Source organism: Massilia aurea, assembly GCF_014200505.1.
Lineage (GTDB): Bacteria > Pseudomonadota > Gammaproteobacteria > Burkholderiales > Burkholderiaceae_D > Telluria > Telluria aurea_B.
In genome coordinates, this window is the sequence record NZ_JACHBX010000003.1 from 1 (window position 1) to 13444 (window position 13444).

A 13444-nucleotide genomic window follows, 5' to 3' on the forward strand; every position below is an offset into this window, starting at 1 on the left:
GGCCCATCTGATTTACGGCGTCGTCCGAACAGGCAAGCCATTCGACGCAAATTTCTTATCGAATCGGCTTGCAATTCAAGACGGTATCTGACCCTGGCTACAGGCGCCAGGTCAGTCGACACCAATGCTAGGTGCGGCGACGGGCGGCCATGAGCCCGGCCAGGCCAAGACCAAGAAGGAGCATCGTGGCCGGTTCCGGCACATCGGTCACGTTGGCAAGTGTTGCGGTCCCGCCGTTCAGGCCCGTGATGACCGTGCTGTAGCTGCCGGCGTCGGCATTGGCGAATCCGGTTTCGACCAGAAAGTAATCGATCCCGGCGGACAACGCGATCGTGAATCCGGCCTGGCCGAAGCTCCCTCTGGACTTCTGAACGAAAGCAGCATCCTACCATCGGTGCCAGGTCAGCCGACACCAATGCTACGTGCGGCGACGGGCCGCCATGAGCCCGGCCATGCCAAGACCAAGAAGGCGCATCGTGGCCGGTTCCGGCACATCGGTCACGTTGGCAAGTGTTGCGGTGCCGCCGTTCAGGCCCGTGATGACCGTACTGTAGCTGCCGGCGCTGGCATTGCTGAATCCGGTTTCGACCAGAAAGTAATCGATCCCGGCGGACAAGGCAATCGTGAATCCGGCCTGGCCGAAGCTGCCGGTGGTGAGATCGTCATTCAGCGCGATCAGATTCTCCAAGGGTGACGTCAGTGCAGCACGGCCAACCTGACTTTCCTGCCTTTGCGGAAGGTATAGATCGTCATCGCGGCATCGCGCAAATCGCCCTTCTGATCGAAGGCGATATTGCCAGTAACGCCCTCGTGCCTGACGGCGGCCAGCGCCGGCATGAACTTGGCTGGATCACTCGAATTTGCCGTCTGCATCGCTTTGGCGAAGACCATCACCGCATCGTAGGCATAGGGCGCATACGACTCCACCGGGAGCTTGTAGCGCTGTTGGTAACGCTGTGTGAATGCATTCAGGCCCGCTTCCTGTGCGGCACCGACCCCACCCGCCACGACGCAGTACACCTTGTCGTCGACCAGCGCGTCGCCGGCCAGCAGCGGCATTTTTTCCGAGCAGACGCCGTCGCCCGAAATGAGCTTGGCGCGCAGCCCGAGCGCCTTCATCTGTTTGAGCATCGGCCCGGCCACCGCGTCCATGCCACCATAAAAAATCACGTCAGGATCGCGCGCGCGGATCTGGGTCAGGATGGCGCTGAAATCGGTGGCCTTGTCGCTGGTGAACTGGCGGCTGACCACGCTCGTGCCCGCCCCCGCCTTCTTGACGCCCTTGACGAATTCGTCCGCCAACCCCTGGCCAAAGGCCGTGCGGTCGTCGATCACGGCAATCTTTTTTGCTTTCAGCGTGCCAAGCGTATACGTGGCCAGCGTGCGGCCGATCAGGTTGTCATTGGCAACAACGCGAAACGCCGTCTTGAAACCCTGGTGGGTGTAGACGGGTGTCGTGGCCGCCGGTGAGATCTGCGGAATGCCGGCGTTCGCGTAGATTTTCGAGGCCGGCACAGTCGTGCCCGAATTAAGGTGCCCCACGACGGCCGCCACTTTCGCATCGACCAGCTTTTGCGCGACCGTCGTGCCGGTGCGGGGATCGGCGCCGTCGTCCTCGGGTTGCAAAACCCATTGGACCTTGCTGCCGCCAAGCACGATGCCCTTCGCATTGAGGTCATCGATCGCCATGCGGGCGCCGTTTTCGATGTCCTTGCCCGCATGGGCGCTGGGGCCGGACAGCGGCGACACCGTACCGATCTTGACTTGCACAACCTTGCCTGCAGGCTGGGCCTGGGCAAGCGGTACGGCGGCAAGGACGAGCGAGGGCGCAGCGGCAAAGACAAGAAAATGCATGACGGGCCTTATGATGATGCGCTTAGCGCTGCGGTGCCATCAGGTCGAGCAGGATCGCGGTCTCGGCCTTGATGGTATTGGTGAGCGTCGGCTTCAGATCCGGCGCCCATTGCGGCGAGTGGGTGCCCGGCAAGGGCTTGCCAGCCTTCTTCGCTGCCTCGAGACGGCCGGCATCGACCGCGCCCACGTGCAGCAGCAGCGCCTTGACGCCGGGCTGCTGGCCGTACATGGCGAAGTCTTCGGAGGTCATCTTGGCCGGCATTTCTTTCACAAAGTCAGGGCCGACGGCCTGCTCGACCGCCTTGACGGCGCGCGCCACCAGTTGCGGATCGTTGACCACCGAGTCGGTGCCGGTCTTGACCTCCACCAGCGGCTCTTTCGGCGCGCCGGCGGCGAGCGCTTCGCCCTTGGCTTCGCGGGCGATGCTGGCCAGCACGCGCTGGCGCACTTCGGGCCGGAAGGTACGCACCGTCAGCGCCAGCTTGACCTGGTCCGGCACGATATTGGCCTGGGTGCCGCCCTGAATGCTGCCGACCGTGATCACCACCGGGTCGAGCGGATTGTTTTCGCGCGAGATCAGGGTTTGCAGCGCCATCACCAGCCGCGCCGCCATCACCACCGGGTCGCGCGTCTCGTGCGGCACGGCGCCATGGCCGCCCTGCCCGAACATCGTGATGGTGACGGTGTCGGCCGAGGCGCGGAATGGCCCGGCGTGCCACATGACCGTACCCGATGCCATCGACGCGTCATCGTGCATCGACAGCGCGTAATCCGGTTTCGGGAAGCGCGTAAACAAGCCGTCCTTGAGCATGGCGGCGGCGCCGGTCAACGCTTCCTCGGACGGCTGGCCGATCAGCATCAGCGTGCCGCTCCAGGCCTTGCGGTTCTCCGCCATCAGCTTTGCCGTGCCATACCAGGCAGCCATGTGCAGATCGTGGCCGCAGGCATGCGCCACCGGAACGGTGTCGCCGGCGGCATTTTTCGTCGTGACCTTGCTGGCAAACGGCAGACCGGTCTTTTCCAGCACCGGCAGTGCATCCATCTCGGTGCGCAGCATCACGGTCGGCCCCGGACCATTCTTGAGGATCGCCACGACGCCGGTGCCACCGACGCCTGTGGTCACCTCGAAGCCGAGCGCCTTGGCACGTTCGGCCAGCTTGGCCGCGGTCTTGTGTTCCGCAAAGCCGAGTTCGGGATTGGCGTGCAGATCACGGTAGAAGGCTTCGAGCTTGGGAAAGTCGGCGGCGAGCTGGGTATCGAATGGCGCCGGAAGCGACGCGGCGTGCGCGCCAACCTGGGACAGGCCAGCGAGCAGGCTGGCGGCGAGGATGGTGTGGCGGAAGGTGCGTGAAAATGACATCGTGACTCGCTTCAAGAGTTGGGAAGAGGCAGTTCCGATTCATTCTACCTGCATGCTGCCGCGCACGAATGCCTGGCGATTCAGAGCCGGGCGGCATGAAAAACTATGCCTGCTCCTGCTGGAACTGGTCGCGCTGCATGTCGATTTCCTGCATGTAGCCCTCGAACTCTGCTGGCGTCTCGACACGCCGCACGACCTGGTCGTTGCTGTCTTCCACGGTGAAGGTTCCGCCGCCTTCCAGCACGCCCAGAATGGCGGCCCGAATGGTCTCCAGTGACACATCACTGCCTGTCGTCGCCAATGCGGTCCAGGTGTCCTGGTCAATCGCGACGTTGTGCTCGAGGAATTTAAGGTTGAACATCATGGTGTTATTTACTCCAGAAGAAATAGGATCCCAACATAGCATGGACACAGCCGCCGCACGCTTGCAGACGGCTGTACCGAATTGGACGCGCTATCAAAAAATCGTGTTCACCACCCTGTTGTGCCGGCGTCGTTATGTGCCCCCACCACAAAACGCAAACTGTAATTGTCCAGCGTCCCCGGCAAGCGCGCCGGGTCCAGCCGCCCCTGCTGCGATGGCGTCAGCCGGTGGATGCCGTCATCCTCGCCAATCAGCGCGCCCAGCATCACGCTGGTCAGCATCAGCACCAGATTGCGCGCCGGGCACATCACCGGCCCGCTGCTGAACGGCACCAGCGGCCAGTCGCGGTCCTGCACATCGCGTACCTTGTCATCCTTCAGCCACAACTCGGGCGCAAAGCGGTCGGCGCAGTCCATGCGCCCGTCATCGCGGTGGAAGAACGGCGTGAACAGCAGGATACCGGTGCCCTCGGGCATCGTGCCCCCTTCCCACTGCGTCGCGCGCGTGCTCTGGCGCAGGATCGCCGGCGTCGTCGGCCACAGGCGCAGCGACTCCAGCACGGTCGAGCGCAAAAATGGCAGGTACTGGCGGTCGATGCCAGGATGGCTGCGCAGCTCGGCGCGGGCGCGCGCCGCTTGGTCCGGATGCGCGGCCAGCAGCGCCAGCGCGCGGAAGGTGGCCATGCCGGCAGCGTCGAACGCGAACAGCCACTGCGGCACCTGATGGTTGGCCATCGTGTCGCCGCTTTGGGGCACGCTGGCCGCGACGGCCGCCAGGCTGCCCGGCTCGGCGCGGTCGAGATAACTCTGGATGCGCGCCAGGAAGCGTGACCGCAGGCCGGTCTTCTTCGGATGCATGAAGGCCCAGTTGGCCGCCTTGCGCAACTCGATGATCATGTCGCTGATGGTCTGGTCGCCGGCAGCGGCATCGCCAAACACGACGCGCCGCACCATGCGCGTCCAGCCGGCGTTGAAGGTGTCCCAGTCGAGCTCGCCCTGGGTACGGGCCTTGGCCAGCAGGCGCCCTGCTTCGTCGTCGACCACCGGCAGAAATTTATCGACCATGTGGTGCACCGCGCGTTCATGCTCGAGCACGTCTTCGTTGAAGCGGCGTCGTGCAGTCCGCTCGGGACATTGCGAGATCAGCGAACCATGCGGTTCAAAATGCGACAACGCCGCGCGCTTCTCGCTGCTGGCGGCGGAAAACGGTTCGGGCGACTCGTCCAGCACGCGCCGCGCGTGTTCGGGCGTCAGGATGACCGCCTGCTTGCGGATCGGCAGTGGCAGCATCAGCGGGCCGCTGCCATATTTGTTGCGCAGCTTTTGCATGCGCCCGATCGCGCGCCGGTCGAGCTCCAGCCGTTCGGCCAGCGCCACCACGGCCGGGCGACGGATGATCACGCCCTTGGCAAACGTCGGGGCCAGCACGTCCACGGCCAGGGCCAGCGTGTCGAGCACGCCGGCGGTCGGCAGCTCGCCCTCGCGGACATCTACAGCGCCGCGCGAGCGCGTCATCAATCTGGTGGCAACCAGGCCGCCAGCCAGGCCAAGGGCACCTGCGAGCAGCAGGATGCGATTGCGTTTGTTCATCTCAGCATCTCTTTCAAAACAGCGTGTTAATCGGCACTCTCCGGCTCCGGTCCGCGCGTCTTGCCCGCCGGCGGCTTGAGCTTGACCACCCGGCCGCTACGCGCCGACTCATAGATCGCATCCATGATGCGCTGGTCCTGCAACCCCTCCTCGCCCGGCGTGTGCACGTCCTTGTTCTGCTGGATACAGCTGGCGAAGTGGTCGATCATCAGCGTGAACTGGTTGGTCTTGCCGGCCGGGATCTCGGTGGTCTGATCCTTGCCGTCGACCACGCGCGTGATCCGCAGCTTGTTGCCGTGGTAGGCGTAGGCAGGATCCATGTCTGCCCACGCCTCAAACCCATTCAGGCGAAACATCTGCGATTTGTGCGCCGAATAGTTGGTGCTGCAGGTGGCCGAAAAGCCGCTTGGAAAGCGCAGGACGAACTGGCACGATTCCTCGACTTCGCGAAAGCGCGCATCGCCCGGCGTCGACCAGATGCTGCCGAATACCTCGCTCGGTTCTTCGCCACTGAGAAAACGCGCGGCATTGATGCAATAGATGCCGATGTCCGGCAGTGCGCCGCCGCCCGCCAGCGCCTTCTTGAGGCGCCAGTGCTGCGGGTCGCCCATATTCTGCGAGTTGACCGAGTTGAATTCCTTCAGCGCGCCAAGCTTTTTCTCGCGAACCATTTTCACCAAGGTGCGATCGAGCGCTTCGTACTGGCTACGGTAGGCGATCATCAACTGGCGCCCGGCCTTGCGGCAAGCGTCGATCATCTGGCGGCACTCGGCGGCGGTGTTGGCCATCGGCTTTTCGCACAGCACGTGCTTGCCGGCACGCGCCGCGCGCACGGTGTACTCCAGGTGCAGATGGTTGGGCAGCGCGATGTAGACGCTTTTCACGTCCGGCATCTGGGCCAGCTTGTCGTAGTCCTTGTAGTCGAGCACTGCGCTTTCGGGGATGTTGTACTGCCGCGCGACCTTCAATCCCTTGTCGCGGTCCCCTGTGACCAGCGCCACGACTTTTGCATGCTTGCTTCGCTGGAAGGCCGGCAGCATCTCGTCGATGGCGATACGGCCCAGGCCCACCACGGCAACGCCTACCCGCTCATCCCACGAGTCACCCGGCGGCTCGGTCTTCTCGGGCTTTTCGGACTTGTCGAAGATGGGCGGAAAGCTGACCCGGTTCTGTTCGCTTGCTGCGGCCTGCAGCGCTGGCGTGGACAGGGCGGCCATGGTACCGACATAGCGCAGAAAATCGCGGCGCGGCGGCTGATCGTGCTTCATGAGGATTCCTTTCGCGTAGAGGGAATGGATCCTCGCACGCGATTCGGAACAGCAGCGCTCGCTTGCCGGGCGGAAAACGCGCTACGCCCTGGTCAGCACAGTCGGCGCACAACCGCAAACAGGCTCAGGTCTGGCATTCAGACAAGCGCTCGAAAAATCTGTTGATGAATGCCCTGGTGAAGACACTCGACAAGAGTCCGGAGCCCCATGTCATACCTGATCCGGACTTGCCTGGCGGCGTATCAGCCGAAACGCGCCTGGTATTCGCTGGGCACCACGCCCAGTTGCGCGGCGAACGCGCGCCGGAGATTGTATTCGCTGCCAAATCCGCTCTGCGCGACGGCGCGCTTCACCGTCATACCGGGCTGCTCGAGCAGCGCGCAGGCGCGCTCCATGCGTAGTTGCAGCAACAACTGCGCCGGCGACACGCCCGCCTCCTGCTGCAGCTTGCGATACAGCGAGCGCACCGACAACGCAAATGCGGCCGCCATCTGATTGGCGTCGATTGGTTGCTTCAAACGTGGTCGCAACCATGCCGTCAATTGGCCATGCAAGCCCTGCGCGTTGGTCTGCGCCAGTAATTCAGAGCTGAACTGGCGCTGGCCGCCGGGGCGCTTGAAAAACACGACCAGCCGCTTGGCCACGGCCAGCGCGAAGGGACGCCCCATGTCTTCGCCGACCAGGCCCAGCGCCAGATCGATACCGGAGGCGATGCCTGCAGACGTGTAGATCGGGCCGTCCTTGATATAAATAGGGTCTTCATGGACGTCGATGGCCGGGTACTGGGCCTGCAGTCGCGCTGCGTCCTGCCAGTGGGTCACGGCGCGCCGCCCTTCAAGCAACCCGCTGCGCGCCAGCAGGAATGCGCCGGTGCACACCGAGCAGCAGCGCGCAACGGCCTTGGCGCCACTGCCAGCGGCGGCCACCCAACGCACGATGTCCGGCGTTATGACCGCGCTGCTGCGGTCCTCCATGCCGCGTGCTCCAACCATGATCAGCGTCGATCCCGCAAGACCGTCCGTCGGTAGTGGCTCGGTCATCATGCTCACCCCTGCGGCAGACATCACCAGGCCGCCGCCGGGCGACACCATATGGATGATGTACGGTAGCGGCAGGCGGGCATCGCGTGCCTCGTCGTTCGCGGTAGAGAAGACCTGGGCGGGGCCGGTGGCATCGAGTATCGCGAAGCCTGGCAATACGAGCAGCCAAACGTCGATCGTGGCTGCAGGGACAGAAGTCAAAGGAAAACTTGGTGTGGAATCTTGTGTATGGCCCATCCTGGCAGATTTTCCATCATCACTGTCACTCACGTCAAGCAACGGGATGGGAAGATGCGGCCTTTCATTTCATGAGGTACGCATGACCTGCTCCATCGGAATTTATGTTTTCGACGACGTCGAGGTGCTGGACGTCAGCGGCCTGTATGAAGTCTTTACGTGCGCCACGCGTATCGGCGCCCAGGCGATGCCGGACGCGCCGCCGTTCCGGGTCCGCACCATCGGCCGCACGTCAGCGCTTCTGCGCGCACGCGCCGGTCTCACCGTTTTTCCGGAAGCAGACTTTGCCAGTGTCGGCATCGACGTGCTGATCGTGCCCGGTGGCGTCATCGACGCAGAACTCGACAGGCTTGATGTGACTGCATGGATCGCCCGCATCGCCCGCGACTGCGAACTGGTGGCAGCAATCGGCACCGGTGCCTTTCTGCTCACGCAAGCGGGACTGCTCAACGGGCAGCAAGTGGCAGCGCACCCGCCGATCGTCGCATCGACATCCCGGTTCCCGGAATTGCAGATCGAGGGCAAGCGACACCTGGCCCAGAACGGCGCTGTCGTCGCCGCTGGTGGTGGAACGGCCGGGATCGATCTGGCGCTGCATCTCGTCGAGCGGCTCGCAGGACGCAAGCTGGCGCAGGCTACTACTCGCTACCTGGATTATGCGTGGGTGGGCGAAGAAAGCGACCGGCATGGTTGATGCGCGCCCATGCCGCGTAATAGGAATGCCTACATGGATGACGCCTCGATCAGCACAGTCGATGCACACCGACGTTAATCATCCGATGGCGCACCTGCGATCAAGAGTTTTTGCAATATCGCTTCCAGAGACAGCAATGAAAATGGTTTTTGAATGAACGCGTCGATTGGCGGCGCAGAATATTCGGGCAGCTCGACTGCGGCGGCCATGATCACTTTCAAGCGAGGCTGGATCTTTTTTGCATCGATCGCATAGCTCGGCTCGCCAAGCAATGTGGCGCCCGGGCTGATCATCATAGCGTCAAACACCATTACCTCAAGCATTTTGAGGCCTCGAACGGGTGACGATGCGCCTAACCCCGAGTGGCCCAGTGCCGTCACCAGATCGAGAATGGTTTCGCGAATGAGAAGGTCTCGTTCGACTATCAAGACATAGCAACGCATGGATCGGCTTTCTTGATGAGTAGTGGTCGAGCTTACTCTCATGGCGCGCAAAAAACGGCCGATCTCAGAATATAAGCAAGTTTTCCTTTCTAGCCGCATCATGCGGCCGGCAATAGCCCGCGTCCCGCGCGATGCCCGCTGCGCGCCCGTTCGCCTCGATGGTCACGGTCACCGTAAACTGGTCACCCCATTGCAGCTTGTAATAGCTGGCCCTGGGCCAGGGTGGCGGTGCAAAATCAACGACGATGCGTGCGACGTTGATGTCCGCGAACGGGATACGCGAGCGCTCCGCCAGCGTTGCAAGGAGCCGGCAATAGCGCTCGAACACATCTGAACATTGTGCAGACGAAGGCTGCGCGGATGACGTCAGCAAGTCGAGTACGACTGTGGTCTGACGGTACTGGTCGGCCAGTGAACGCAGTTTGCCAATCGCCCAATGGCCATCCAGGTCATTGTTCCGGCTAATGAATGAACCGCACAGACAATTGGCGATATTCGTCAGGCGTTTCTTTGCTGGCATCCGTGCACCCTCTCAGTTGGATCGAAAGGGCGTCAGCCCCTGATCAGTTGTGGATGTATTTGGTGTACACGTCGCTGAAATCGCGCTTGGTGTAGGTATCGAGCATTGCGGTATTCAACGCCGTCAGCAATTCGTCGAATTGACTCACGAGTCCGCCAGCACCCGGCGCGATATTGAGCTTGTGCACCGATGCAGTGGCATCCAGCGTACGCAGCGCGTTGTTGCGGCATACCGCATCGCGCTGCTGCTGCTTGCCAATCGAGATCAAGGCTTTGTAGATGTCCTTGAGCTGTTCGATGAACGCTTTCTTGACGTCGATGGAGAACTTTGTATCGTCCAGATTGAATTTCAGCTCGATGTCCATATCCAGCGTGCCGGCTGTTTCGATGGTCACGCCACTGATCTGGTGCGACGCGTAATCGTAGCGCTTGATCGCGCGTTTCGACGAGATGGCCGAGTCGCCATCCACATGGATCAGGCCAAGATTGGTAAAGCAGTATTCGTCTTTCTTGCTTTTGATGAGAAAGAAGATCTGCTCGCCGTCTTCGGTAAACAGGTAGTCATCCGCATCGACATTGCCGTAGTCGGCCGGGCCGACAATGACGCCGATATCGCTGATGCCGAGTGCTTCTGCCGCCATACGCTTGAACATGATCGCCTTTCAGTGTTGGGAAAAAAGATACATTACCACCGTTTATTCGGGCACCCCGAGAATCACGCTCGACGCCTTGAACAAGGCGGTTGCAGCAAGCCCTTCCGCCAGCCCCAGCGTATCGACACTCTCGTTGGTCACAGTCGCGGCGACCGTGCCGCCGCCGCCCAGTGCAATCACGACCTCGGCATTGACGGCGCCGCGCGTCAGGCGCGCAACGGTGCCGACCAGCTGGTTGCGCGCCGACAGCCTCACGCCCTCGCCGGCCGTCATGACGATCACCGACGACGATTTGATCAACGCAAACACTTGCCGGCCCGGCGCCAGCGCCAGGTTGTCGGTGCTCTCGCGCGTGACGATCGCCACGATCTTCTGCTCGCCGGCGATGGCGAGTTCGATCTCGTCATTGACCACGCCCGGCACCACGCGCGTGACGGTGCCAAAGAACTGATTACGCGCGCTCGTTCGCATCTTGAACCTCGAAAATAGGGCGACATCGTCGGCCACGCCGGCTGCCTGCCGATTGAGCCGTTCCAGAAAATCATGGTGCAGTTGCTCGACCATGGTGAAGTTCTCGACCAGTTGCGCGCCGCGCGCCGTCAGCCGGGTGCCGCCACCGCCCTTGCCGCCCGTCGAGCGTTGCACGAGCGGTTCGCCGGCCAGGTTGTTCATCGTGTCGATCGCTTCCCATGCCGCCTTGTAGCTCAGGCCGACCTGTTTCGCGGCCGCCGTGATCGAACCGCATTGCGCGAGCGCCGCCAGCAGGCCGACGCGGTTCGTGCCGCCGAGCTGCTCGCCACCAACCGTCATCCAGACGGTGCCCTCGAGAGCGATGTGCCTGTCATCCATGTGCGCTCCAGAATCCGTTATATACTTTCGACTATAGCGCTTTTTGCGACCAGGGAACGACATGAAATTCTTTGCCAGTGTGTTTGCCGTGATGACCTGCCTGGGAACCGCCCATGCTGGCGAAGTCCAGGTGGCGGTGGCCGCCAATTTTGCCGGTCCGATGGAAAAGCTGGCCGAGCAATTCCAAAAGGACACGGGCCACAAGGCCGTCGTCGCCAGCGGCGCCACCGGCAAATTCTATGCACAGATCCGCAACGGCGCGCCGTTCGAGGTGCTGCTGTCGGCCGATGATGAAACGCCGGCGCGGCTGGAAGCCGAAGGCCAGGTCGTCGCCAAAAGCCGCTTCACCTACGCGGTCGGGCGCCTCGTGCTGTGGTCGGCCAAGGCCAACTACGTCGATGCAACCGGCGCCGTGCTCAAGACGGGCGACTTCACGCACCTGGCCATCGCCAATCCGAAGACGGCCCCGTACGGCGCGGCGGCAGTCGCCGTCATCAGCAAGCTGGGCTTGACCGCGCGTCTGCAACCGCGCCTGGTCCAGGGCGAAAACATCGCGCAAGCCTTCCAGTTTGCCAGCACGGGCAACGCCGAACTGGGCTTCGTGGCGCAGGCACAGGTCTGGCGCGATGGCAAATTCACGGCCGGCTCGGGCTGGATCGTCCCAGCGACCATGCACGCGCCAATCCGCCAGGATGCCGCCCTGCTGACCCGCGGCGCGAAGAACCCGGCCGCGCAGGCGCTGCTGGACTATCTGCGCACGGACAAGGCCAAGGCGCTGATCCGCGCCTACGGCTACGAAGTCTAGGCACATGCTGGACGCGTCCGACTTCGCCGCGATCTGGTTGACGCTCAAGCTCGCGACCCTCGTCACGCTGCTGTTGCTGCTGTTTGGCACGCCGCTGGCATGGTGGCTGGCGCGCACCCGCTCGCGCGCCAAACGCGTCGTCGGCGCGCTCGTCGCCCTGCCCCTCGTGCTGCCGCCGACCGTGATCGGCTTTTACCTGCTGCTGGCGATGGGGCCGAACGGCCCGCTCGGGCAGCTGACCGGCGCGCTGGGCCTGGGCACGCTTGCCTTCACCTTCACGGGCCTCGTGATCGCGTCGGTGTTCTATTCGCTGCCTTTTGTCGTGCAGCCCTTGCAGAACGCGTTCGAGGCCATCGGCGAACGGCCGCTCGAAGTGGCCGCCACGCTGCGCGCCGGGCAGTGGGACACCTTCTGGTCGGTCGTCGTGCCGCTGGCGCGCCCCGGCTTCGTCACCGGCGCGATCCTGGGCTTTGCGCACACGATCGGGGAATTCGGCGTCGTGCTCATGATCGGCGGGAACATCCCCGACAAGACGCGCGTCGTTTCTACCCAAATCTACGACCACGTCGAAGCGATGGAATATGCGCAGGCCCACTGGCTGGCCGGCGGCATGCTGGTGTTCAGCTTTGTCGTGCTGCTTACCTTGTACACGCTGTATCCGCAGTCGATGCGGGGGACGCAGCGATGACGCCCATCTCGCTCGCATGCCGGATCGACCGCGGCACGTTCAAGCTCGATGTCGACCTGGCGCTGCCCGGGCGCGGCGTGACCGCGCTGTTCGGGCACTCGGGCTCCGGCAAGACCACGCTGCTGCGCGTGCTGGCGGGCCTGGAGCGCGTGGCCGGCGCCCGCGTCGCGCTGGGTGATGAGGTGTGGCAGGACGATGCGCGCAAGGTGTTCGTGCCGACCCACGAACGCGGTATCGGCTACGTGTTCCAGGAAGCGAGCCTGTTTCCGCACCTCTCCGTGCGCGCCAATCTCGAGTTCGGACGCAAGCGCCTCAAACCCGCCGAGCGCCGCTTCGACCTGCTGGCGGTGGCCGAACTGCTCGGCATCGAACGCCTGCTCGATGCCAGCCCCTCCACGCTGTCCGGCGGCGAGCGCCAGCGCGCGGCGATTGCGCGCACGCTGCTTGCCTCGCCCCGCCTGCTGTTGATGGACGAGCCGCTCGCCGCGCTCGACATGCGGCGCAAACTCGAGATCCTGCCCTACCTCGAACGCCTGCACGACGAACTGGCGTTGCCGGTCGTGTATGTCAGCCATGCGGCCGACGAAGTGGCGCGCCTGGCCGATCATCTGGTGGTGCTGGAAGAAGGCCGCGTGCTGGCCAGCGGCCCGTTGGCCGCGACGCTCGCGCGGCTGGACCTGGCGGCAAATTTTCAGGACGACGCCGGCGTGATGCTGGAAACGACGCTGCAAGCGCACGACGCCGATGGCCTGTCGCACCTGGCGTTTGCCGGCGGCGTGCTGCTGGTGGGCCAGCGCGACGTCTCCATCGGCACCCGCGTGCGCTGCCGCATCCATGCGCGCGATGTGAGTCTGGCGCTGGAGCGGCCACGCGGCAGCAGCATCACGAACATCCTGCCGGCGCGGGTCGATGCGGTCGGCCCGAGCAGCGCGCCCGGCCAGGTGCTGGTGCGTTTGCTGGTCGGTGAGACCGCGCTGCTGGCGCGGATCACCGAGCGTTCGCGGCGCGAACTGGCGATCGCGCAGGGGTGCGCGGTATGGGCGCAGGTAAAGGCCGTGGCGTTACTGGCCTGAGCCTGAAC

Annotated in this window: 16 protein-coding genes; 4 read left to right on the top strand and 12 right to left on the bottom strand. The window is 63.6% G+C overall.

The features are described 5' to 3' along the window. Positions 1-127: 127 nt before the first annotated feature. From HD842_RS13855 to HD842_RS13890, 8 genes are all read right to left on the bottom strand, one after another. Complete coding sequence (locus tag HD842_RS13855) at positions 128-325, bottom strand: PEP-CTERM sorting domain-containing protein (RefSeq protein WP_221290600.1); 198 nt, start codon at positions 323-325, stop codon at positions 128-130. Between the two features lie 93 nt (positions 326-418). Beyond that, a complete protein-coding gene (locus HD842_RS13860; RefSeq protein WP_221290602.1) occupies positions 419-688 on the bottom strand; it encodes a PEP-CTERM sorting domain-containing protein in 270 nt (89 codons plus the stop codon). Positions 689-696: 8 nt separating this feature from the next. After that, positions 697-1854 (bottom strand): branched-chain amino acid ABC transporter substrate-binding protein, encoded by a 1158-nt coding sequence (locus HD842_RS13865; protein ID WP_183555325.1) that lies wholly within the window; start codon positions 1852-1854, stop codon positions 697-699. Positions 1855-1876: 22 nt separating this feature from the next. Further along, the gene (locus HD842_RS13870) at positions 1877-3214 is read right to left on the bottom strand and encodes an amidohydrolase (protein ID WP_183555326.1); all 1338 of its coding nucleotides are present in this window, start codon (positions 3212-3214) and stop codon (positions 1877-1879) included. 103 nt (positions 3215-3317) lie between these two features. Then, positions 3318-3578, bottom strand: coding sequence for a hypothetical protein (locus HD842_RS13875; RefSeq protein WP_183555327.1), 261 nt, complete (start codon positions 3576-3578; stop codon positions 3318-3320). A 107-nt stretch (positions 3579-3685) separates the two neighbouring features. After that, positions 3686-5167 carry a cytochrome P450 gene (locus HD842_RS13880; protein ID WP_183555328.1) on the bottom strand — a complete coding sequence of 494 codons (1482 nt, stop codon included), beginning with the start codon at positions 5165-5167 and terminating at the stop codon, positions 3686-3688. 26 nt (positions 5168-5193) lie between these two features. Next, a complete protein-coding gene (locus tag HD842_RS13885) occupies positions 5194-6435 on the bottom strand; it encodes a Gfo/Idh/MocA family protein (protein ID WP_183555329.1) in 1242 nt (413 codons plus the stop codon). A 242-nt stretch (positions 6436-6677) separates the two neighbouring features. Further along, on the bottom strand, positions 6678-7676 hold the full coding sequence (locus HD842_RS13890) for a GlxA family transcriptional regulator (RefSeq protein ID WP_229424770.1): 999 nt from the start codon (positions 7674-7676) through the stop codon (positions 6678-6680). A gap of 118 nt (positions 7677-7794) precedes the next feature. Here HD842_RS13890 and HD842_RS13895 point away from each other — a divergent pair, with 118 nt between their 5' ends. Continuing rightward, positions 7795-8406: a DJ-1/PfpI family protein gene (locus HD842_RS13895; RefSeq protein WP_183555330.1), complete on the top strand. Its 612-nt coding sequence runs from the start codon at positions 7795-7797 to the stop codon at positions 8404-8406. Between the two features lie 74 nt (positions 8407-8480). Here the strand turns inward: HD842_RS13895 and HD842_RS13900 are convergent, their stop codons facing one another. The 4 genes from HD842_RS13900 to HD842_RS13915 form a co-directional block, all read right to left on the bottom strand. Then, on the bottom strand, positions 8481-8849 hold the full coding sequence (locus tag HD842_RS13900) for a hypothetical protein (RefSeq protein WP_183555331.1): 369 nt from the start codon (positions 8847-8849) through the stop codon (positions 8481-8483). Positions 8850-8913: 64 nt separating this feature from the next. After that, on the bottom strand, positions 8914-9369 hold the full coding sequence (locus HD842_RS13905) for a hypothetical protein (protein ID WP_183555332.1): 456 nt from the start codon (positions 9367-9369) through the stop codon (positions 8914-8916). 43 nt (positions 9370-9412) lie between these two features. Then, a complete protein-coding gene (locus tag HD842_RS13910) occupies positions 9413-10021 on the bottom strand; it encodes a PH domain-containing protein (protein ID WP_183555333.1) in 609 nt (202 codons plus the stop codon). Between the two features lie 42 nt (positions 10022-10063). Next, positions 10064-10870, bottom strand: a complete 807-nt coding sequence (locus tag HD842_RS13915) for a TOBE domain-containing protein (protein WP_183555334.1) — start codon at positions 10868-10870, stop codon at positions 10064-10066. Between the two features lie 61 nt (positions 10871-10931). Here HD842_RS13915 and modA point away from each other — a divergent pair, with 61 nt between their 5' ends. From modA to modC, 3 genes are read left to right on the top strand one after another with little or no spacing between them, the layout of a single operon-like run. Continuing rightward, positions 10932-11675 carry a molybdate ABC transporter substrate-binding protein gene (gene modA, locus HD842_RS13920; RefSeq protein ID WP_183555335.1) on the top strand — a complete coding sequence of 248 codons (744 nt, stop codon included), beginning with the start codon at positions 10932-10934 and terminating at the stop codon, positions 11673-11675. Positions 11676-11679: 4 nt separating this feature from the next. Beyond that, positions 11680-12363, top strand: a complete 684-nt coding sequence (gene modB, locus HD842_RS13925) for a molybdate ABC transporter permease subunit (protein ID WP_183555336.1) — start codon at positions 11680-11682, stop codon at positions 12361-12363. After that, complete coding sequence (gene modC, locus HD842_RS13930; protein WP_183555337.1) at positions 12360-13436, top strand: molybdenum ABC transporter ATP-binding protein; 1077 nt, start codon at positions 12360-12362, stop codon at positions 13434-13436. The genes modB and modC overlap by 4 nt, the downstream gene beginning before the upstream one ends. Positions 13437-13444: the final 8 nt, after the last annotated feature.

What these genes read in the sequence shown, in the direction of transcription:
- HD842_RS13910 (WP_183555333.1), bottom strand. Translation starts at nt 10,021, where the DNA reads ATGTTCAAGCGTATGGCGGCAGAAGCACTCGGCATCAGCGATATCGGC.
- HD842_RS13900 (WP_183555331.1), bottom strand. Translation starts at nt 8,849, where the DNA reads ATGCGTTGCTATGTCTTGATAGTCGAACGAGACCTTCTCATTCGCGAA.
- modB (WP_183555336.1), top strand. Translation starts at nt 11,680, where the DNA reads ATGCTGGACGCGTCCGACTTCGCCGCGATCTGGTTGACGCTCAAGCTC.
- HD842_RS13865 (WP_183555325.1), bottom strand. Translation starts at nt 1,854, where the DNA reads ATGCATTTTCTTGTCTTTGCCGCTGCGCCCTCGCTCGTCCTTGCCGCC.
- HD842_RS13915 (WP_183555334.1), bottom strand. Translation starts at nt 10,870, where the DNA reads ATGGATGACAGGCACATCGCTCTCGAGGGCACCGTCTGGATGACGGTT.
- HD842_RS13870 (WP_183555326.1), bottom strand. Translation starts at nt 3,214, where the DNA reads ATGTCATTTTCACGCACCTTCCGCCACACCATCCTCGCCGCCAGCCTG.
- HD842_RS13885 (WP_183555329.1), bottom strand. Translation starts at nt 6,435, where the DNA reads ATGAAGCACGATCAGCCGCCGCGCCGCGATTTTCTGCGCTATGTCGGT.
- modC (WP_183555337.1), top strand. Translation starts at nt 12,360, where the DNA reads ATGACGCCCATCTCGCTCGCATGCCGGATCGACCGCGGCACGTTCAAG.
- modA (WP_183555335.1), top strand. Translation starts at nt 10,932, where the DNA reads ATGAAATTCTTTGCCAGTGTGTTTGCCGTGATGACCTGCCTGGGAACC.
- HD842_RS13875 (WP_183555327.1), bottom strand. Translation starts at nt 3,578, where the DNA reads ATGATGTTCAACCTTAAATTCCTCGAGCACAACGTCGCGATTGACCAG.
- HD842_RS13895 (WP_183555330.1), top strand. Translation starts at nt 7,795, where the DNA reads ATGACCTGCTCCATCGGAATTTATGTTTTCGACGACGTCGAGGTGCTG.
- HD842_RS13880 (WP_183555328.1), bottom strand. Translation starts at nt 5,167, where the DNA reads ATGAACAAACGCAATCGCATCCTGCTGCTCGCAGGTGCCCTTGGCCTG.
- HD842_RS13905 (WP_183555332.1), bottom strand. Translation starts at nt 9,369, where the DNA reads ATGCCAGCAAAGAAACGCCTGACGAATATCGCCAATTGTCTGTGCGGT.